Raw genomic sequence first — 19,774 nt, 5'->3', positions numbered from 1 at the left:
CCCGCCGCGATGGATGCCGCGGTCACCCCGAACGGTCGGGTTACGCGCCCGGCCCCATCGCGGCGGGACGCCGCTCCCACAACGTCTTGGTCGGAAAGGCATAGAAAAACAGTAGCTTTGGTGACCGGCAGCGACCGCGCGATTCGGCGTGCGGCGGCTGCCCAGGGAAGCAGTCGGTTTATACAATACAAACCATTTGCAAAGACCGGATGTCCTCGTTAGACTTACTTCACGCTGCCGGACTCGTGGCGGGGCATGACGAAAATACAGAGGGCGATCAGGCCGCGACCCCGCCGGGTTTGCAGTCCACACACAGCCCCACATCCGAGCCTGATTGATTGGGCGAGGAGGACAACATTCAATTTCCGACTTACGCGGAACGCCATGCCCGTCAGCACCTGGCTGGCGGCGTTTTCCCCCCGCCTGCCCCCCGACCCTGAGTCGGGGGCGCGGGCGGTTCTCAGGGGGCTCAAATTCCCGCCCGTCTGCTCTCATTGATCCTGGAAAAAGCGGTCAGCAATCAGCCGGCAGCTTGATACTGCCTTGGGAGCGCTTGAGCAGCGCTATGCGTCCATTCAATGGGTGACCGACCCCGCACAAACTGACGGTTTTCCGTGGGAGCGGCCTCCGGCCGCGATACGGTGCCGTGGTGAACGCGGCTGGTCGCCATCCCGCGCGGCCCCATCGCGGCCGGAGGCCGCTCCCACGGGAACCCGGTGTGACTTTCACGGTCACACGCTGAGCTTACGAGGCTGGCGGTTCATTGTTGTTGTTAGGGTTACCGCTATCGACGGAACGCGCGGCTAAAGTGCGTATTCAGGCCATCCTGGCCTGACGCCGTCGAGCCTGGAACGGTCAGGGCTGGAAGCCCTGACTACGCAGCCCCGCACGCTGGCAGTCGCGACAGCGGTCGAGAGGGCTTTCATGTTCCGGGGTGGAACAGGTGCCATGGTCGTTAGCAGGGGATCAATTCCAGACATTGGTCCAATGATTCCTTCCAATCCGGCATGTAGAGCCCGAAGGTTTCGCGGAACTTGGTGTTGTCCAGGACCGAGTAGGCGGGGCGCTTGGCCGGCGCCGGGTATTCGGATGAGTGAATGGGAATCAGGTGACAGTTGGCGCCGCTCTGTTCCAGGATGGCCTGGGCGAAGCCGAACCAACTGACCTCACCAGCGCCGGTCAGGTGATAGAGGCCGCCAACCTGTTTCAGATCCAGGTCGCCGCGCAGTACACGGTAGAGGACCAGCGCGGTCTGCTCGGCGAGCATCCGGCTCCAGGTTGGGGCGCCGACCTGATCATCGACGATGCGCAACTCGTCCTTTTCCCGGAACAGGCGCAGCATGGTGAGCAGGAAGTTGGCGCCGCGCGCCCCGTACACCCAACTGGTACGGAAGATCAGGCAGGGTGCGCCGGACTCGATCAGGGCCAGCTCGCCGCCGAGTTTGGTCTCGCCGTAGACATTCAACGGACCCGCGCTGTCGGTCTCGGTGTAGGGGCGGTTTGCTTGCCCCGAGAAGACGAAGTCGGTGGAGTAGTGGATGATTGGTATGCCGCGCTCGGCCAGGAGTGCACCCAATTCACCCACCGCGTCGGCATTGATGCGTCGGGCGACGTCGCGGTCGGTCTCGGCCTTGTCCACCGCGGTGTAGGCGGCGGCATTGACCACCGCGTCCGGACGCGATTCCTCCACCAGCTTGGCGAGCAAACCCTTGTCGAGCAGGTCGACGATGGGGCCGTAACCTCCTTCCACGGAAGCGGCGATCACCTCTCCCAGGCTGGCCAGGGTCCGGCGCAACTCCCAGCCGACCTGGCCGTTGGCGCCGATCAATAGGATTCTTGGCAGCTTCGATTCCTGGCGATCCGGGGTGGAGCGTCGCTTGGTCATGGATAGTCCTCGATGGCAGGCAGCCGCTCGGACGGAATCTCCGAAAGGCTTGGTGCTGCTTGGTCTTTTAAGGAGAGTTCGGGTGCGGCCTGGCTTTCCAGGGGCCACGCGATGCCGATCGCCGGGTCATCCCAGCGCACGCTGAACTCGGTTTCAGGTCGATAGTAGTCGGAGCACTTGTAGCCGAACAGCGCCGTCTCGCTGGTCACCAGAAAACCGTGAGCGAACCCGGCCGGGACCCAGAACTGCCGTTTATTCTCGCCGGAGAGCGTGACACCCACCCACCGGCCGAAGGTCGGCGAGCCACGGCGCACATCCACTGCCACGTCGAACACCTCGCCGGCGTAGACCTGTACAAGTTTGCCTTGGGCGCCGGGATGTTGGCAGTGCAGACCACGCAGGACACCGCGTCGGGAGTAGGACAGATTATCCTGCACCAGGGGCGCGCGGATACCGAATTCCGCATAAGGGCCGGCGCGATAGGTCTCCAGGAAGAAGCCACGTTCATCCCCCCAGACCTTGGGCTCGATGATGATAGCGCCGGGAATATCGGTCGTGATCACGTTCATGCGTGCCACCCACGGTGTAACAATGCGAGCAGGTATTCGCCGTAACCGCTTTTACGCAGTTCCTCTCCCATGGCGGCGAGTTGCGCTTCATCGATCCAGCGATTGTTGAAGGCGATTTCCTCCGGACAACAGATCTTGAGCCCCTGGCGTTTTTCGATGGTCTCGATGAAGGCCCCGGCCTCCATCAGGGATTCGTGGGTGCCGGTGTCGAGCCAGGCAGTGCCGCGCCCCATGCGTTGCACATAGAGTTCACCGCGTTCGAGATACAGCCGGTTGAGATCCGTGATCTCCAGCTCGCCGCGGGGCGAAGGTTTGAGATTCCGCGCCAGTTCGCAAACCCCCTCGTCGTAGAAATAGAGGCCGGTCACCGCCCAGTTGGACTTGGGGTGCTTGGGCTTCTCTTCCAGGCCGATGACCTGACCGGCGGCGTCGAACTCGGCGACTCCGTAGCGTTCCGGATCCGAGACCCAGTAGCCGAAGACGGTCGCGCCCTTGGCGCGCTCGCCGACAGCCTTGAGCTGGTCACCGAGACCTTGCCCGTAGAAAATGTTGTCCCCCAGGATCAGGCAGGAAGGGTCGCCGTCAATGAAGGTCTCGCCGATCAGAAAGGCCTGCGCCAGACCGCCCGGGTTGGGTTGCTCCGCATAGGCAAGTCGGATGCCCCATTGGGACCCGTCGCCCAATAAGGTCTCGAACAGGGGCAGATCCCGCGGGGTCGAGATGATCAGGATATCGCGTACCCCCGCCAGCATGAGCGTGGACAGCGGGTAGTAGATCATCGGCTTGTCATAGACCGGCAGCAGTTGTTTGCTGACCGCCCGGGTGATGGGATAGAGCCGGGTGCCGGACCCGCCGGCGAGGATGATGCCTTTTCGGTTCATTGGGGTCGTCCGTCTGTCAAAGGGCCGCGCCCAGGCGCTCGCCGCGATAGCTCCCGTCGGTCACGCGGCGGCACCATTCGGGGTTGTCCAAGTACCAGGCGACGGTGCGTCGCAAACCGGTCTCAAAGGTCTCGCTGGGCGTCCAGCCCAGGTTGCGCTTGATCTTGTCGGCGTCGATCGCATAGCGACGGTCGTGTCCGGGACGGTCGGTGACAAAGGTCTTGAGGTTTGCGTGGGGGCGCCGCGGCGAGTCGGGGAGCAGTTCATCGAGCAGGGCGCAGAGGGTATCGACCACCTGGAGATTGGTGCGCTCGCTGTCGCCGCCCACGTTGTAGACCTCGCCGGGAGAACCGGCCTCGAGTACCCGCCAGATGGCGCGGCAATGATCGGTGACGTAGAGCCAGTCGCGGATATTGCCCCCATCGCCGTAGATCGGCAGGGATTCTCCATGCTGGGCCTTGTGGATCATCAGCGGAATCAATTTTTCGGGGAACTGATAAGGCCCGTAATTATTGGAGCAATTGGTCGTCAGCACCGGCAATCCATAGGTGTGGAACCAGGCTCGCACCAAATGATCCGAGGCCGCTTTGGATGCCGAATAGGGTGAGTTGGGGGCATAGGGGGTCGACTCGGTGAAGCGTCCGGTGGCACCCAGTGAGCCGTAGACCTCGTCGGTGGAGACGTGCAGAAAGCGAAAGCGCTGCCGTGCCGTCTCGCTACGCTTGAGCCAATGGGCACGGGCGCACTCCAGCAGGTTGAAGGTTCCCACCACGTTGGTCGTGATGAACGGGGTTGGTCCGTCGATGGAGCGGTCCACATGGCTCTCGGCGGCGAAGTTCACAACCGCGTCGACTTCAAAGTCTTTCAGCAGTTGTTCTACCAATGCCGCATTGCCGATCTCCCCATGGACAAAGCAATGGCGCGGGTTGTTCGCCAGCGGGGCAAGCGTATCCAGGTTGCCGGCATAGGTCAGACTGTCGAGATTGACCACCCGGCAATCGGTCTGGTCCATCAAAAAGTGGACAAAATTGCCGCCGATGAATCCGGCACCCCCGGTGACCATCACTGTGTGCATCAAAAAAACCCTCCTGGTGGAGTTTATGAATTTGGACGAGGCACTTATTCGCCGCAGCGGGTTCCGGCAACACCCGTGGAACCTCCGGAAGAATCAGGAGACGTCCCCGACGTCCCGCGGCGTCGTGCGAACTGGACCGGTTTTTCCTGCGCTGACGCGATGATACCGCGTCAGAGCCGGTCCGTGAAACCGGCCGCGCGTGCCTGACGGTGCAGGTCCTGATTGGCGATTCGCGGTGCCTCGCGGGTGTCGGTCCAGGGTTTGATGCGGCTCGGTTGCAGTTGGCGCAGCGCCGTCATCAGTCTGGTCAGTGTGCGGTAGATGCGCGGGTGTGCGCAGGTCCAGGCCCACAGGCGCCAGAGTCCGGCCTGGCCGGCCAGCCGCCGGCTACCGTGGCCCAGGGTGGGCGAATCCGCCTGGGCATTGACCGCTTCGAAGCGCAGGCGATTCAACAGCCGGGGGATCGGGATGCGTACCGGACAGACTTCGGCACAGGCGCCGCAGAGACTGGACGCCTCCGCCATTTCGCCCCGCTCGGCCAGGCCATGGATCTGGGGTTCGAGGATGCTGCCGATGGGACCCGGATAGACGGTACCGTAAGCATGACCGCCCAGGCGGGTGTAAACCGGGCAGTGATTCATGCAGGCGGCGCAACGGATGCAGCGCAGGGTGGCGGACAGCTCCGGGTCCAGACGGATGCGCGAGCGGCCGTTGTCGAGCAGGATCAGGTGGACGGCCCGCGGCCCGTCTTGCTCCCCCGGCCGGCGCGGTCCGCTGATGAAGTTCACGTAGGTGGTGATCGGCTGGCCGGTGGCGCTGCGGGTGAGCAGGGTGAGCAGCGGCGGTACCTGATCGAGTCGGGCGATCACTTTCTCGATGCCCATCACCGCGATATGCAGATCCGGCAGGGTGGTGCAGAGCCGCCCGTTGCCCTCATTTTCGACCAGGCACAGGGTCCCGGTCTCGGCAACCGCGAAATTGACGCCGGACAGCCCCGCGGTCATGCCGCGAAAGCGCTTGCGCATGACGCGGCGTGCCAGCGCGGTCATTTCCTCTATCCGTTCGGCGGGCGGCTCGTCCGGGTAGTGTTCGCGAAACAGGGCCGCGACCTCGGCGCGGTCCTTGTGGATGGCCGGGGCGATGATGTGGGAGGGCGCCTCGCCGGCCAGTTGAATGATGAGTTCACCCAGGTCGGTTTCGACCGCCTCAATGCCCTGGTGCTTCAGGAACTCATTGAGTCCCATCTCCTCCGAGACCATCGATTTGCCTTTGAGCAGCGCGGTTGCTCCGGCGTGCCGCAGGATGTCCAGGACCAGCCGGTTGGCGTCCTCGCCGGTCTCGGCCCAGTGGACCTGGATGCCGTTGCGGGTGCAACTGCGCTCCAGTTCCTCCAGGAGTTCCGGCAGGCGGGCCACCGATTCGCCGCGGATGGCCTCGCCCTGATCGCGCAGGCGTTCGCGCTCGTCCGCATCCGGGAAGGCCGCCGCCCGCTTGCTGACCAATCCGTCCATGGCCTTGCGGATGTTGGTGCGGACCCGTTCCCGCCCCAGGGCCGCGCCGATGGCAAGGCGAAACTCACTCGTCATGACTGGTGCGCTCCCAGATGAACTCGGCAACGTGCTTGATCACCGGGCCGCCGCCGCGGCGGGCGAAGGTGCCGCCCAGATTCATCAGGCAGCCGCAGTCCTGGCTGACCAGGACGGCGGCGCCGGTGGCGGCGATGGCGCTGGTCTTATCCGCCGCCATGGCCGCGGAGATCTCCGGCTGCTTGATCGCGAAGGTGCCACCGAAGCCGCAGCACTCGTGGGCGCGTTCCGGTTCCACCAGATCGACCCGGGCGAGCCGCCGCAGCAGGTCCCTGGTCGCGTCCGCGACGCCCAGCTCCCGGCGGGAGGAGCAGGAGTTGTGCACCGCGACCCGGATGGGCGGACCCAGGTCGGTGAGGCGCACGTCGAGGACCCGCGTGAGGAAGTCAGTCAGCTCCACCACCCGCCCGGCAAAGGCGTCGGCGCGCGCGGCGTCGGCCGTGTCGGCGAGCAACAAGGGGTAATGGACCTTGAGCATCCCGGCACAGGAGGCCGAGGGCACGACCACCGGCACGGCCGCGGGAAAGGCATCCAGTTGCGCCCGCGCCACCCGGCGTGCTTCGTCGCGGTAACCCGCGTTATAGGCCGGTTGGCCGCAGCAGGTTTGACCCTGGGGGAAGATCACCCGCACGCCCGCGCGCTTCAGCAGCCGCATGGCCGCGAGCCCGGTGCGCGGGAACAGGAGATCGATGAGGCAGGTGCCAAAGAAATAGACGGTGTTGGGCATAGGCTGTGCGAGTGGTAGGTGCGCAATCGTGAGTATCCCGCAGCGCGCGGTCGTGGACCAGTCCGTGGTCAACCACATGGTGCTGCCGGTGGTCCTCAGGCCGGTCCTCAGGCCAGTCCTCAAGTATGATGCGCTCGGTCGAACCTGACTGCCACGTCTTCCTGTTGCTCTGCCATGCCCGCTGCGCCTCGCCCACTCGCGGTCTTTGCCTCTTTCTCCGGAACGGGTGGGGTGGAGCGCATGCTGATCAATCTGATCCGCGGCTTTGTGGACCTGGGGCAACCGGTGGAATTGGTGCTGGTGCGTGCCGCGAGTCCGCATCTCACACGTCTGCCGGATTCGGTGGAACAGATTCGATTGGATACCCGTCACACCTTCCTGGCCGCCCCAGCGCTGGCGCGCTACCTGCGCGACCGTCGTCCGGCGGCCCTGCTGGTCGCCAAGGACCGGGCTGGCCGCACCGCCGTGGTGGCACGCGCTTTGGCGGGCACCGGAACCCCGATCGTGCTGCGGCTCGGAACCAATCTCTCCACCGCCATGGCGGGCCGTCCTTGGATTGACCGCTGGCTGCGCTACCTGCCGATCCGGCTGCTGTATCCGCGGGTCGACCGGATCGTCGCGGTCTCCGTCGGCGTGGCGGAGGACACCGCCCGCATCGCCCGGCTGCCGCGGCGGTCCATCCTGGTCATCCGCAATCCGGTCATCACCCCGGAACTGGCGGCCCAGGCGGCACAGCCCTGCCCACATCTTTGGCTGGATGATCCGGGTCTCCCCGTGGTCTGCGCGGCCGGCCGCCTGGAAGCTCAAAAGGACTTTCCGACCCTGCTGCGTGCCTTCGCCTTGGTCGCGCGGGATCGCCCCTGTCGGCTCCTGATCCTGGGCGAGGGCAAGGCCCGCCCCCGTCTGGAGGCATTGATCGCTGCTCTGGGCTTGGCTGAGCGGGTGGCGCTGGTCGGTTTTCAGCACAATCCCTATGCGTTTCTCGCGCGAGCCGCGCTGTTTGTGCTGTCGTCCGCGTGGGAGGGATCGCCGAATGTGCTGACGGAGGCCTTGGCGCTGGGAGTCCCGGTGGTGTCGACCGATTGTCCCAGCGGACCTGCTGAAGTCTTGGACGGCGGGCGCTTCGGCCCCCTGGTGCCGGTGGGCGACGTGTTGGCGCTGGCGGCGGCGATGACGGCGACGCTGGAGCGGCCACTACCCGGCGGGGTCCTGCGGTCCGCCGTGAGCGAGTACGAACAGGATCGCAGCGCCCGGCGCTATCTGGAGGCGCTGGGGTTGGATGTGGATGTTGCCTGAGCCACTCAGAGAGCGCCTTTGGCGTCTCGGTCGTTGTCGTTGTCGTTGTCGTTGTCGTTGTCGTAATCGGATTACGGATCGATTCAGGACCCTCTGCAGTCTGCGAAGCGGCTACTGCAGCCGCGCGCGTCGCGCCTTGATGACGACAACGGTGCTAAAGGCATGCCTAACAGACCTGTTTAGATTATTAGTGAACCGTTCCTTATCCGATTACGACAACGACAACGAAGGACACGCCAAAGGCGCTGCCTAATAAACGTGTTTCGCGTTTCCCTAGGTGCCGGCGACGTCCTCCAGGCGGATGACGCTGAGGCTCTCGATCAGTTCCGGGGGTTCGCCGGTGCCCTTACTCGTGTGCCGTATCGGACTCACATCGCCGGCGTCGCGGCCGACCGCGACCCGGATATAGGTGTCGTCGGCGACCAGGGCGAAAGCGGGATCGAAACCGCGCCAACCGACGCCCGGAATCAGCACTTCGACCCATTGGTGCAGGGTCTGGGGGCGCGGTTTGGTCCCTGGTGGTGCTTCGTCATCGGGCTCGAAGTAGGCAGGGTCCTGGTAGCCGGAGACGAAGCGCGCCGGGCAGCTCCAGCCCCGCAGGACCGCGATCAACAGGTGGGCCAGGTCGGCGGCGGTGCCGTGGCCGGCGTCGAACAGGGCGGTGAGGGTGGCGACTGAACTTGCCGCGGTCGGGTCGAATGCGGTGAATGCGTGGACCCAGGCCGAGGCCTCCTGCACCTGGGTCAGGACCGGTATGCCATCCCGCCAGGCCGGTAGTGGCTGGCCGCTGATCTCGACCGGAAGCGCCGGTGTCAGCGGCCCCTGATGGTAGACGAAGTCCCACAGGCGCGGCGCCTGGTGCAGGCTATCCGCCAGCCAGGCGCGCTCCCGCGCCGGAGTGATCGCCTCGTAGTCGAAGGGGTTGGCAAGTCGGGTTTCGACGTCCGCGGTGAGCTTGAACTCGAGTGCGCGATGGGCATCGAGTACGGAAAAATGATGCGACAAATTGCCAAAACCGTCGTAGCGGGCCACGGGGATCGCTTCCGGTGAGACACGCAGGTCCAGGCTGATCAGCGCTTGGGCGCTATCTTCCCAAGGCGCGAGGCGAACCTGGACATGGTGCTCCCGCACCGGGGAGGGGAATTGGATGCGACAGTTGCGCTCGATCCTATAGTTCACGCCTCGTCCCCCAGATGCGCCTCGAAGTAGTCGCTTTGCAGGGCCGTCGTCAGATCCGCCAGTAACTCCAGGAACCGGTCGAGATATTCGTGTAATCCGCGGTCCAGGATATCGGTCGCGGTGACGCCGGTCAGGTGTCCGCGTAGCGCCTCCAAGGCCTGCGGGACGGCCCCCTGTTCCACGTAACCGATGCGTTTGACGGCGCGTTCCATGCCCTCGAGACAATAGGTCAGTGAGCGCGGAAAGTCCGGATTCAGAACGACGAATTCCACGACCTCGATGGGACGGATGCCGCCGTGGTATTCGCGCCGGTAAGACTCGAATCCGGAGAGTGATTTGAGCAGCGCGCCCCACTGGTAATAGTCCAGGGGCGAGCCGACCATACTCACATCCGGGAGCAGCAGGTGATAGCGAACATCGAGAATACGGGCGGTCATGTCCGCGCGTTCCTGAAGGCTGCCGAGTACGGTGAAGCCATAGGCCTCACCGCGCATCATAGTGCTCTGGGCGATGCCGAAGAAGGTTGCGACCTCGCGGTGCACAAAGGCGTAGAACTCGGCTGCACGCCATGGCTGGAGCGTGGTTTTCAGGTGTTTATCGGCCGAGAGCCAGAATTCGTTGATCGCCTCCCACATGGCATTGGAGATGCGGTCGCGCACCACCCGGGCGTTCTCGCGCGCCAGACGCAGGCTGTTGTAGAGCGAGCCCGGATTATCCCGTCCCTGGGTTAGCAGGTGGATGACGCGCTGCACCGTCACCCGTTTATCCGGATAACGAATCGGGTAAATCTCATCAGCGCCGACGATGTTCAGGAGCGGCTGCCACTGCATCTCCTCGGTGGCGTCTTCGTCCGCTTCCAACATATAGACAACATTGATGTCCAGGATGCGTGCCGTGCCGTCGACACGCTCCAGGTTGCGCGTCATCCAATAGAGCGATTCGCCGATACGACTCAACATCCCCTAGGCTCCGGGAGCTATCTAAGAAAAAATTCAGACGCACATAAACGCCACTGAACGCGCATAGAGACGTGCGTTCAGTTGCATCAACCGCGGCCCCCTTGGTTGGAACCGCATCAATCGGCCAGCACCCAGGTGTCTTTGCTCCCGCCGCCTTGGGAGGAATTGACCACCAGTGAGCCCTTGGTGAGGGCCACTCGGGTCAGACCGCCGGGGACGACCTGGATGCCGTCGCCGTAGATGATGAAGGGGCGGAGATCCAGGTGACGGGACTCCAGTTCACCGTCCAGGTAGCAGATGTGCCGTGACAACTGGACGACCGGTTGGGCGATATAGTTGCGCGGGTTATCAGCGATCTTTTTGGCGAACTCGGCCCGCTGGGACGCCGTCGACGAGGGTCCCATCAGCATGCCGTAACCGCCCGACTCGGCGACCGCCTTGATCACCATGCGCTCCATATTGTCGAGCACATAGGCGCGGTCCTGATGGTCGGTCATCTGGTAGGTCGGGACGTTTTGCAGGATCGGCGACTCCCCGAGGTAGTACCGGATGATCTCCGGGACATAGGCATAGACCGCCTTGTCGTCGGCAATTCCGCTGCCGGGAGCGTTCACCAAGGCCACATTGCCGGCTCGCCAGGCATCAATGACCCCGGCGACACCCAGGGCCGAATCGGAACGGAATACCAGTGGGTCGAGGAAGTCGTCGTCGACCCGTCGGTAGATGACGTCGACCCGGCGCAGCCCGTGGGTGGTCTTGAGGTAGACCTTGTCGTTCTTGCAAACCAGGTCCCGGCCTTCGGCCAGTTCGACACCCATTTCCTTCGCCAGGAAGGTGTGCTCGAAATAGGCGGAGTTGAAGATTCCGGGGGTCAACAGCACGATGGTGGCGTTGTCGGGACCGCGGGGGGCGAGAAAGCGCAGCGCCTGCAGCAGCAGGGCCGGGTAGTGTTCCACCCGCCGGACCTTATAGCGGGCGAAGAACTCGGGGAGGATGCGCCGCTCCACCATGCGATTTTCGATCATGTAGGAGACGCCGGACGGCGTACGCAAATTGTCCTCGAGGACCAGGTAGCGCCCCTCCTCATCGCGAATCAGGTCGACCCCGCTGATATGGGTGTAGATGTCGTGGGGTGGGTCGATGTCCATGATCTCCCGGCGGAAGTCTTTGCCGCGGTAGATCAGTTCCGGTGGCACCACCCCGTCTTTCAGGATGCGCTGACCGTGGTACAGGTCTTTGAGGAAGAGATTCAGCGCGCGGATGCGCTGCTTGAGCCCGGCCTCCAGCATGGTCCATTCAGGCGCCGTGATGATGCGCGGCAGGATGTCGAAGGGCCAGACCCGCTCGATGCCTTCGTCTTCATTCGCGTAGACCGTGAAGGTCACGCCTTCGGTATGCAGCGCGAGGTGTGCTTCGTGGGCCTTGGTCCCCAGCATCTGCTGACCGGTGGTCTGGATGTGCTCCCACATTGGGAGGTAGTGGTCCCGGGGGCGGAAGTTGTCGCCGTAAAACTCGTGGTAGGCCATCGCGGGGCCAGCGCCGTTGGCCTGGGCTTGGACGGCGCCGCTGGATTGGAATTGCCTCAGCATGGTGCGAATGTCCGTGCGATCGATGATCTTAGCTTAAACATAAGCAAAAGTCATGCCATTCTCTTGTCCATTGGTCGAGTCCTTGATGTTGTCACGTAAGCCACGGTTTAACGGTCAGGTGGCCCTGTTCTCGCCGCATGAGGCCCGGCGGATGCCCTGAACAGGGAGCATCGCGCGGCCGATCGGCGCCCCAGGATCGCGCGGTTCGACAGGTCGGGGGCTGAATTGGTGCGGGTTCAGGTCTAGGGCGGGCTGGTGTCGACCTGGCGTTCCGCCTTTTCGCAAAGGGCGCGGGCGACCTGCCGACTGACGATGGCGTCTTCCACGCGAGCGAACAATCGCCTCACTCCCCCGCGTCCATCAGGGTTTCGGCCCAAGCAGCCAGGGCCTCAATGAGACGGAGTTTAGCAGGGTCCGCGGCATGGGTTTGCGCGAGGACGGCCAGGCGCTCTTCGTACCGATCGAGATCGATGCTGCCGCCGCCGGCCGGATCGGTGAGCCGGGTCAGGCGCCACGCGGCCCACTGCTCCCGCTCGTCCGGGGTCAGCGTCAGCGGCCAATTGCGGGCGCGGTAGCGGAAGACCATTTCGGGCAGACGTGGGTCATCGAAGCGAAACCCGCCCTGCGACAGTGCGTCTGGGGTGAGTCCACGCAGGTTCTCCAGTCGCCGCCGATCGGCGTCGGTGAAAAAACCGCCGGCGTAGAGCATCAGGTCGGGGTCGGTCTCGGCTTGATCGCGGGCGCCGCCGGGGGGTCGCTGGTGCGCCGCCTGAACGCGCTCGCGGATGGCTGCCGCGTGCTGCTTGACGATCTGTGTGGCATGAGTCACCTGGTCCAGGTCGATGGACCAGCGCGCCGCCGCCTCCGCGCTCAGGGTCTTCATCGGCGCGAGCACCGGCGCGCGGTTCAGATGGACCGATTTCAGCGGGACTCGGGCCGTTCCCAGGGGTAAATCGGCCAGCGGGGTGAAGATCCGTCGGCGGAGTTCGTCAGTCGATAGATCGAGCAACAGCGTCGGGTCCGCGCGAAGATCCATGCAGATGATCTCGTTGGCGTTGGTGGGGTGGGTCGCGAGCGCCAGGATCGGGGCGATGCACCCTTGAGCGGCCGGAAAACGGGACGAGGCGTGCAGCAGGGGTTCGCCCTTGTCGAGCAGGGTGCGCACCTGCTGTTTGTCGCGCAGCGTCAGGGCGTAGTCGAAGAGCCGCGGCTGGGCCCGGCGCAGGAGTCCGGCCAGCGCGATCGTGGCCTGCACATCGGCGAGCGCATCGTGGGCACCCTCGTGGGGTATGGCGTTCGCGCGGGCGAGATCCTCAAGCCGGAAGGAGGCGGTGCCATCGTCGCGCAGCGGCCAATGGATCCCGTCGGGTCTCAGGGCTTGGGCCAGGCGCAGGGTGTCGATGAGGTCCCAGCGGGAGTTACCGTTCTGCCATTCTCTGGCATAGGGGTCCAGCAGATTGCGGTACAGGAGGTTGCGCGTGACCTCGTCATCGAACCGCATACTGTTGAACCCGACGCCGCAGGTATTCGGGGCGCCCAGTTCGGCAACGATGGCGGCGGCAAACTCGGCCTCGATCAGGCCTTTTTCGGCGGCGAGTTGGGGCGTGATGCCGGTGATCAGGCAGGCGTCCGGCTGGGGTAACAGATCAGCCGTCGGGCGGCAGTAGACCACCAGCGGCTCACCGATCGGACGCAGTTCTGAATCTGTACGCAGGCCGGCGAACTGACAGGGGCGATCCCGGCGCGGATCGGTGCCCCAGGTTTCGTAGTCGTGCCAATAGAAGGTTGTGGCCATGGGTCGGACGGGGCTGTGCCAGTGTGATGAACCCACCGGACCTTGTCCAGACGCCGGGGGGTCGCGGACGACCTGCCGGCGCCGGTGTTGCCGTCGCCGGTCCGGCGCAGTCGTCCGTCCAGCCGCTCGGCTAGACCTTTTCTTTGATGCGGGCCGCCTTGCCGGTGAGTCCGCGCAGGTAATAGAGCTTGGCACGACGCACGTCGCCCCGGCGCTTGACCTGGATCTCGGCAACCGCCGGGCTGTAGGTCTGGAAGACACGCTCGACACCCTCGCCGTGAGAGATCTTGCGAACCGTGAAGGCGGAGTTGAGGCCGCGGTTGCGCTTGGCGATTACGACACCTTCAAAGGCCTGAAGACGCTCGCGTTCGCCCTCCTTGACCTTGATCTGGACGACGACGGTGTCGCCGGCTGCAAAGTCCGGGACTTCGCGGTTCATCTGCTCTTGATCGAGCTGTTGAATGATATTGCTCATGATTTCCTAAGCTCCTGTTCTCAGACTGTTCTGACCCTTCTCCCGATCCCTGTGATCAGGCCTCGGGGTCTTCACGGGCCTGCATAAATTCATCGAGCAGCGCTTGATCCGCCGGGGTCAGACCACGTCGCTGCAACAAATCGGGGCGTCGCAGCCAGGTTCGACCGAGGGACTGGCGCCGCCGCCAGCGGGCGATCAAAGCATGGTCACCGCCGAGTAGCACGGCCGGGACCGCCGCGCCGTCCACTGTTTCCGGACGCGTGTAGTGCGGGTGGTCCAGGAGCCCATCGGAATGCGAATCCTGCTCCGCGGATTGGGCATGGCCCAGCGCTCCCGGCAACAGTCGGATCACCGCATCCATGACGACCATTGCTGCCAACTCACCGCCACTCAGAACGTAATCGCCGATCGACCATTCCTCGTCGATATGGCTCTGGATCAATCGTTCATCGATCCCCTCGTAACGACCCGCGACCAGTATCCACCCGCTCGCTCGCGCCAGTTCACCCATCGCTGCCTGATCGAGCAGTCGCCCCTGGGGCGAGAGGTAAGCGACCCGGCTCTCCGGTGCCTGCGCCCGCGCGGCCTGGATCGCATCGCGCAGGGGCTCCACCTTCATTACCATCCCCGGTCCGCCGCCGTAGGAGCGGTCGTCGACCGTACGGTGCACATCACAGGTGAAATCGCGCGGGTTCCACAGGTGCAACCGCGCGATCCCGCGGGTCATGGCGCGACCGGTGACGCCTTGATCCAGCAAGATCCGGAAGAGATCCGGGAACAGCGTGATCACGTCGAAACGCATGGCGTCCAGTCGTTCGCTCGGAGATCCGCTGTGACGTCGCGGTCCTCAGAAGTCCGGATCCCAGTCGACCTGGATCAAGGGCCGGTCGAAGTCCACTGACCGGATCACGTCATTCCAGACGAAGGGCAGCAGGCGCTCGCGCTCTCCGATGACGACCAGGACATCATTCGACCCGGTCGAGAACAGGTGGCTCACGCGGCCGAGTTGGGTGCCGCTCAGCGTCTCGACCGGGAGTCCTTCCAGGTCGATCCAATAAAATTCATCCGCGCTCGGCGGAGGCAGCCGGTCCCGAGTGACCGCAATCTCCCGATCGACCAGCAGAGCAGCCTGGTCCCGGTCGTTGCAGCCTTCGATACGGGCCACGACACCCTTGCCGTGCGCCCGACCCTCCAGGACGCGCAGCGGTTGACCCGCTTCGCCGATCGTCCAGGGAGAGTAGCGCAGGATGCCTTCCCGTGGTTCAGTTTCGGAGAAGACCTTGACCCAGCCATTCACCCCGAAAACACCGGCGATGCGGCCGAGCACGACCCGCCGCGTGGCCCGGGCATCGTCGTTGCCAGACATGGCGCTCAAGCCCGCGGGGCGCGATAGACCAGCGACCTCCGGGTCGTTTTCAGGCTGCGGCAGCGGCAGCCGGGAGGGCCGCGGCTGCCTCACGTGCGGCCTGCTTCAGGATTTGCCGCACCCGATCGGTCGGCTGGGCGCCATTCTTGAGCCAGTGCTCCGCCCGGGCGCGGTCCACCCGCAACGGTACCTCGCCGCCCTTGGCGGTGGGATTGTAGAAGCCGATACGCTCGATGTACCGCCCGTCACGCGGGGAGCGGATATCGGCAACGACGATCTGGTAGAAGGGGTGCTTCTTGGCACCGCCGCGAGTCAAACGGATCGTGACCATGTGCAGTCCTGGCTGAAAATCGAATCGCCCCTGCTCCGGGCTGCGGAGCGTCGGATGGGGGCACAGGGAATGCGCGGCGCTTGGGGCGCCTCGCAGGAAACGCGCAAGTATACAGAAATCCGTTTGGAACGGAAGCCTGTAATTTTCGAAGACATTTGCGTTGTCGCGTTTTTCGCGCGCGCCGCGGGGCGAGGTCGGCCCCGGGCGAACCTGACGCGCGGTTGTTGCTTTCCCACTTCTTTGGCCTCGACCATAAGCCCGGCTGCCAGAGGATCTGCGAGACCGCTGGTCCGCGCGGCCTTGATCGTAATCCCGGCCAGCGGCATGCGTAGTCAGGGCTTCCAGCCCTGATGGTGTCAGGCCAGGATGGCCTGACTACGCACCCGGCGAGCCCAAGTGGCCGGAATCGTGATCAAGGCCGTCCGCACAGCGGACCCTACGGATCGCGGACCTGGCCGTAGGGTCCGCTTTGCGGACCGATCCTGGCCGGCCGGTACGACGATCAAACCGGCTCAGATCGTTGGTCGGCGCCCGATCGAGCGCTGGGGCTGGTGGGCATGCTCCGTCCCGCCCGGAAGACCCAATACGGTCTTTACCCAGTGCTCCCGGCTGTATTTTTTATAAATGGTTTCGCTCAGTTCCTGGCAGGGGCTGGTGAAGAACTCATCCGGTATGGATCGGGTGCTCTGATTCCATATGAAAATGTTGTTGGGATGATAGAAATCGTAGTTCACGATATCCGCATTGGTCGTTATTAGTTTCTTGCCAAGCCCCATGGCTTCAAACACCCTGAAGGTCAGTCCGTGCTGTATCGGATTCTGGATGTCCAGGATGATCCTGCTCTTTTTCATCTGTTCAGCGGCTTCGCGGGACGAGATGAAGTGATCGATAAAGGTGATCGCCGACGGCAGGTTCTTTGCGGTGGTTGCCTTGCCGCTTGGTAACAGCTTGATCACAACCCGCTTGTTCTGTTTTTCCAGCAGCGATAAGATTTGCAGAACGGTGGCGAGCCGGCTTTCATCATAAGACCCAAGGAAATAGACATCATACTCGTGTGCTGTCGTACGGTCTTCATAAGAGTAAAAATTAGGAATGAATTTCAGATCATAGCGTTCCGCGTCGATCGGGTCGAAACTGTAGCGGCTGTCGAAATAGTCCATGGTTTGCAGGTAAGCCGGGAAATGATCGAAGCCATCCCAATAGTAGGCTATGGAATGCTTGGCTTTTTTCAGTGCGTGTCTGAGATGCTCCGGATGAAACAGTTCGGGGCAGATCACAAACGCATAGTCGTATCGCTCTTTTTCAGGGATTCTGGAAATACTCTCCGCGCTCGCCCAGATTTTTCGTAAATCCTTTCCGAAAAATGTCTTGGAAAAGAAGTTGTGCATCTTTTCCATTTTATTCTTGTATCGATAATTCCGGTACAGGATCGTGGTTACATCACAGCCGGAATAGTGTTCGAAGCCGTGTTGAAAGATCTTGTACAGGTCGAAGTGGCTGGTACACAAGAATAATAGCCTGCCTTTCATGTTGCTTACCGCACACAATCCACGTAATAACGCACATGCCCATTCACCTGCTCTTTGACCAGTCCGTGAATGTCGGTTTCGAATCCCGGAAACTGGTCATTGAAGGCGCGGGCGAACTGGAGATAGCGCACGATAGTGGAATTGAAGCGCTCGCCGGGGATCAGCAGTGGAATGCCGGGCGGGTAGGGGGTGAGGAGAATGGCGGTGATGCGTCCCTCCAGATGGTCGATCTCGACCCGCTCGATCTCGCGGTGGGCCATGCGGGCAAAGGCATCCGCGGGACGCATGGCGGGTGCCATCTCGGAGGTGTACATCTCGGTGGTGAGTCGAGGGATGTCGTATTCACGATAGACGGCGTGGATGCGGTCGCACAGATCCTTCAGGCCGATCCGTTCATAACGCGGCTGTTTGGCCACGAACTCCGGCAGGACGCGCCACAGCGGCCGATTGTGGTCATAGTCGTCCTTGAATTGCTGCAGCTCGGTGACCATGGTATTCCAGCGGCCCTTGGTGATGCCGATGGTGAACATGATGAAGAAGGAATAGAGCCCGGTCTTCTCGACAATGATGCCGTGCTCGACCAGATAGCGCGTGACGATGGCCGCGGGGATGCCCCAGTCGGCGACATCGCCATCCACGTCAACCCCAGGGGTGATGACCGTTGCCTTGATGGGGTCGAGCATGTTGAAGCCGGGGGCCAGATCGCCGAAGCCATGCCAGCGCTCACCGGCCCGCAGGATCCAGTCCTCTTGTTCGCCGATGCCTTCCTCGGCAAGTTCATCCGGTCCCCAAACCTTGAACCACCAGGATTCTTCCAGTTCCAGGCCGACTTTGCGCATGGCGCGGCGGAAGTCGAGTGCTTCCAGGATGGACTCCTCGACCAGCGCATGCCCGCCGGGCGGCTCCATCATGGCGGCGGCCACGTCGCACGAGGCGATGATGGCATACTGGGGACTGGTGGACATGTGCATGAGGAAGGCCTCGTTGAACACGTCACGGTCGAGCTTGCAGTGCGTGCTCTCCTGCACCAGGATTTGTGATGCTTGTGAGAGTCCGGCCAGCAGCTTATGGGTTGACTGGGTGGAGAAGATCATGGAGTCGGCGCAGGGTGTCCGCCCCTCGCCGATGGCGTGATAATCGGCGTAGAACTCATGGAAGGGCGCGTGCGGCAGCCAGGCTTCATCGAAATGCAGGGTGTCGATGCGGCCGTCCAACTGTTCCTTGATGGTCTCGACGTTGTAGAGCACGCCGTCGTAGGTGCTCTGCGTGATGGTCAGGATGCGCGGGCGGGCGCCGGTCTGAGCGAATGGATTGGCGGCGATTTTGCGCTCGATGTTCTCCCAACTGAACTCGGAGAGCGGGATCGGCCCGATGATCCCGTAGTGGTTGCGGGTCGGCATCAGGAAGACCGGGATGGCGCCGGTGATGGTGATGGCGTGGAGGATCGATTTGTGACAGTTGCGGTCCACCACGACCACGTCGCCGGGAGCGACGGTTGAATGCCAGACGATCTTGTTGGACGTGGAGGTCCCGTTGGTAACGAAGAACAGGTGATCGGCGTGGAAGATGCGCGCCGCGTTGCGCTCGGCTGCCGCCACGGGTCCGGTATGGTCGAGCAATTGGCCCAGTTCTTCCACCGCATTGCAGACGTCGGCCCGCAAGAGGTTCTCGCCGAAAAATTGGTGGAACATCTGACCCACCGGGCTCTTGAGAAAGGCCACCCCGCCGGAGTGCCCCGGACAGTGCCAGGAGTAGGAGCTGTCCGCCGCGTAGTGGGTGAGTGCGCGGAAGAAGGGGGGAGCCAGTGAGTCCAGATAGTTGCGCGCTTCGCGCACGATGTAGCGGGCGACGAACTCGGGGGTGTCCTCGAACATGTGAATGAAGCCGTGCAGTTCGCGCAGCACGTCGTTCGGGATGTGGCGGGAGGTGCGGGTCTCGCCGTAGAGGAAGATCGGGATATCCGTATTGCGAAAGCGGATTTCCTCCACAAAGGCACGCAACTGCGCGATGGCCGCCGCCGCCTCCTCGGGTGACGAGAACTGCTCGTCGTCGATCGACAGGATGAAGGCGGAGGCGCGCGACTGCTGCTGGGCGAAGGAGGCCACATCGCCGAAGCTGGTGACGCCCAGGGCTTCGATGCCTTCTTCCTCGATCGCCTTGGCCAGCACCCGTACCCCGGTGCCGCTGGCGTTCTCGGAGCGGAAGTCCTCGTCGACGATGACTACGGGGAAACGGAAATGCATGGGGGAGCCTCTTGGGTGGGGCGTGGAAAACGCGGCAGTATAGGGCCTTGAGCGGGCGCGCGCGTGACGCTCTTGCGTCGGGCAGCAGTTCTAAATTTGGGTGGCCGCCGCCAGCAGCGTGGCGGCGGCGAGGTCGCTGGTGGATGCGCTGCGCTTATCCACCCTACGAAAACCGACTCCGTTGTAGGGTGGATAAGGCGCGCCGCTCGGTGTCATGGACCCGGCACGGTGGTTGCGCGCGCCGCATCCACCAGGGGGCGCGCGATGCCGCCCAAATTTGGAATTGCTG

18 protein-coding genes are annotated in these 19,774 nt (G+C 63.4%); 1 reads left to right on the top strand and 17 read right to left on the bottom strand.

All coding sequences use genetic code 11. From position 1 onward, the window contains the following. Window positions 1–955 precede the first annotated feature (955 nt). The 6 genes from rfbD to QZY03_RS01205 form a co-directional block, all read right to left on the bottom strand. Window positions 956–1,885, bottom strand: coding sequence for a dTDP-4-dehydrorhamnose reductase (gene rfbD, locus QZY03_RS01230; RefSeq protein WP_295577399.1), 930 nt, complete (start codon window positions 1,883–1,885; stop codon window positions 956–958). Beyond that, window positions 1,882–2,454, bottom strand: a complete 573-nt coding sequence (rfbC, locus tag QZY03_RS01225; protein ID WP_020502667.1) for a dTDP-4-dehydrorhamnose 3,5-epimerase — start codon at window positions 2,452–2,454, stop codon at window positions 1,882–1,884. The genes rfbD and rfbC overlap by 4 nt, the downstream gene beginning before the upstream one ends. After that, window positions 2,451–3,335: a glucose-1-phosphate thymidylyltransferase RfbA gene (gene rfbA / locus QZY03_RS01220; protein WP_295577396.1), complete on the bottom strand. Its 885-nt coding sequence runs from the start codon at window positions 3,333–3,335 to the stop codon at window positions 2,451–2,453. Before rfbA ends, rfbC begins: the two co-directional genes overlap by 4 nt. 16 nt (window positions 3,336–3,351) lie before the next feature. Beyond that, window positions 3,352–4,410 (bottom strand): dTDP-glucose 4,6-dehydratase, encoded by a 1,059-nt coding sequence (gene rfbB, locus QZY03_RS01215; RefSeq protein ID WP_295577394.1) that lies wholly within the window; start codon window positions 4,408–4,410, stop codon window positions 3,352–3,354. Window positions 4,411–4,580: 170 nt separating this feature from the next. Next, window positions 4,581–5,996, bottom strand: coding sequence for a LutB/LldF family L-lactate oxidation iron-sulfur protein (locus QZY03_RS01210; RefSeq protein WP_295577392.1), 1,416 nt, complete (start codon window positions 5,994–5,996; stop codon window positions 4,581–4,583). After that, window positions 5,986–6,723 carry a (Fe-S)-binding protein gene (locus QZY03_RS01205; protein WP_295577390.1) on the bottom strand — a complete coding sequence of 246 codons (738 nt, stop codon included), beginning with the start codon at window positions 6,721–6,723 and terminating at the stop codon, window positions 5,986–5,988. The genes QZY03_RS01210 and QZY03_RS01205 overlap by 11 nt, the downstream gene beginning before the upstream one ends. A gap of 174 nt (window positions 6,724–6,897) precedes the next feature. Between QZY03_RS01205 and QZY03_RS01200 the strand changes: the two genes are divergently transcribed. Next, window positions 6,898–8,019: a glycosyltransferase gene (locus tag QZY03_RS01200; RefSeq protein ID WP_295577388.1), complete on the top strand. Its 1,122-nt coding sequence runs from the start codon at window positions 6,898–6,900 to the stop codon at window positions 8,017–8,019. Window positions 8,020–8,292: 273 nt separating this feature from the next. On the opposite strand, the gene QZY03_RS01195 is transcribed toward QZY03_RS01200, so the two are convergent. The 11 genes from QZY03_RS01195 to QZY03_RS01145 form a co-directional block, all read right to left on the bottom strand. Further along, entirely contained in the window at window positions 8,293–9,198 is a 906-nt protein-coding gene (locus QZY03_RS01195; RefSeq protein WP_295577386.1) for a transglutaminase family protein, read from the bottom strand. Next, window positions 9,195–10,157 (bottom strand): alpha-E domain-containing protein, encoded by a 963-nt coding sequence (locus QZY03_RS01190; protein WP_295577383.1) that lies wholly within the window; start codon window positions 10,155–10,157, stop codon window positions 9,195–9,197. The genes QZY03_RS01195 and QZY03_RS01190 overlap by 4 nt, the downstream gene beginning before the upstream one ends. A gap of 116 nt (window positions 10,158–10,273) precedes the next feature. Continuing rightward, window positions 10,274–11,746: a circularly permuted type 2 ATP-grasp protein gene (locus tag QZY03_RS01185; RefSeq protein WP_295577379.1), complete on the bottom strand. Its 1,473-nt coding sequence runs from the start codon at window positions 11,744–11,746 to the stop codon at window positions 10,274–10,276. A 343-nt stretch (window positions 11,747–12,089) separates the two neighbouring features. Beyond that, window positions 12,090–13,541: an exodeoxyribonuclease I gene (gene sbcB, locus QZY03_RS01180; protein ID WP_295577376.1), complete on the bottom strand. Its 1,452-nt coding sequence runs from the start codon at window positions 13,539–13,541 to the stop codon at window positions 12,090–12,092. Between the two features lie 130 nt (window positions 13,542–13,671). Next, window positions 13,672–14,016: a 50S ribosomal protein L19 gene (gene rplS, locus QZY03_RS01175; protein ID WP_020502680.1), complete on the bottom strand. Its 345-nt coding sequence runs from the start codon at window positions 14,014–14,016 to the stop codon at window positions 13,672–13,674. A 55-nt stretch (window positions 14,017–14,071) separates the two neighbouring features. Next, window positions 14,072–14,818: a tRNA (guanosine(37)-N1)-methyltransferase TrmD gene (trmD, locus tag QZY03_RS01170; RefSeq protein ID WP_295577373.1), complete on the bottom strand. Its 747-nt coding sequence runs from the start codon at window positions 14,816–14,818 to the stop codon at window positions 14,072–14,074. A 45-nt stretch (window positions 14,819–14,863) separates the two neighbouring features. Next, window positions 14,864–15,382, bottom strand: coding sequence for a ribosome maturation factor RimM (rimM, locus tag QZY03_RS01165; protein ID WP_295577370.1), 519 nt, complete (start codon window positions 15,380–15,382; stop codon window positions 14,864–14,866). A gap of 49 nt (window positions 15,383–15,431) precedes the next feature. Continuing rightward, window positions 15,432–15,713 (bottom strand): 30S ribosomal protein S16, encoded by a 282-nt coding sequence (rpsP, locus tag QZY03_RS01160; protein WP_020502683.1) that lies wholly within the window; start codon window positions 15,711–15,713, stop codon window positions 15,432–15,434. A 512-nt stretch (window positions 15,714–16,225) separates the two neighbouring features. Next, window positions 16,226–17,242 carry a hypothetical protein gene (locus tag QZY03_RS01155; protein ID WP_295577363.1) on the bottom strand — a complete coding sequence of 339 codons (1,017 nt, stop codon included), beginning with the start codon at window positions 17,240–17,242 and terminating at the stop codon, window positions 16,226–16,228. A 5-nt stretch (window positions 17,243–17,247) separates the two neighbouring features. After that, window positions 17,248–19,485: an arginine/lysine/ornithine decarboxylase gene (locus QZY03_RS01150; RefSeq protein WP_295577361.1), complete on the bottom strand. Its 2,238-nt coding sequence runs from the start codon at window positions 19,483–19,485 to the stop codon at window positions 17,248–17,250. A gap of 90 nt (window positions 19,486–19,575) precedes the next feature. Beyond that, window positions 19,576–19,774: hypothetical protein (locus QZY03_RS01145; protein ID WP_295577358.1), on the bottom strand; the 199-nt coding region annotated here is incomplete at its 5' end.

This window comes from uncultured Lamprocystis sp. (assembly GCF_903933125.1).
Lineage (GTDB): Bacteria > Pseudomonadota > Gammaproteobacteria > Chromatiales > Chromatiaceae > Thiodictyon.
Note: the sequence above shows the minus strand (reverse complement) of the source record. Positions and strands in the feature narration are given on the sequence as shown.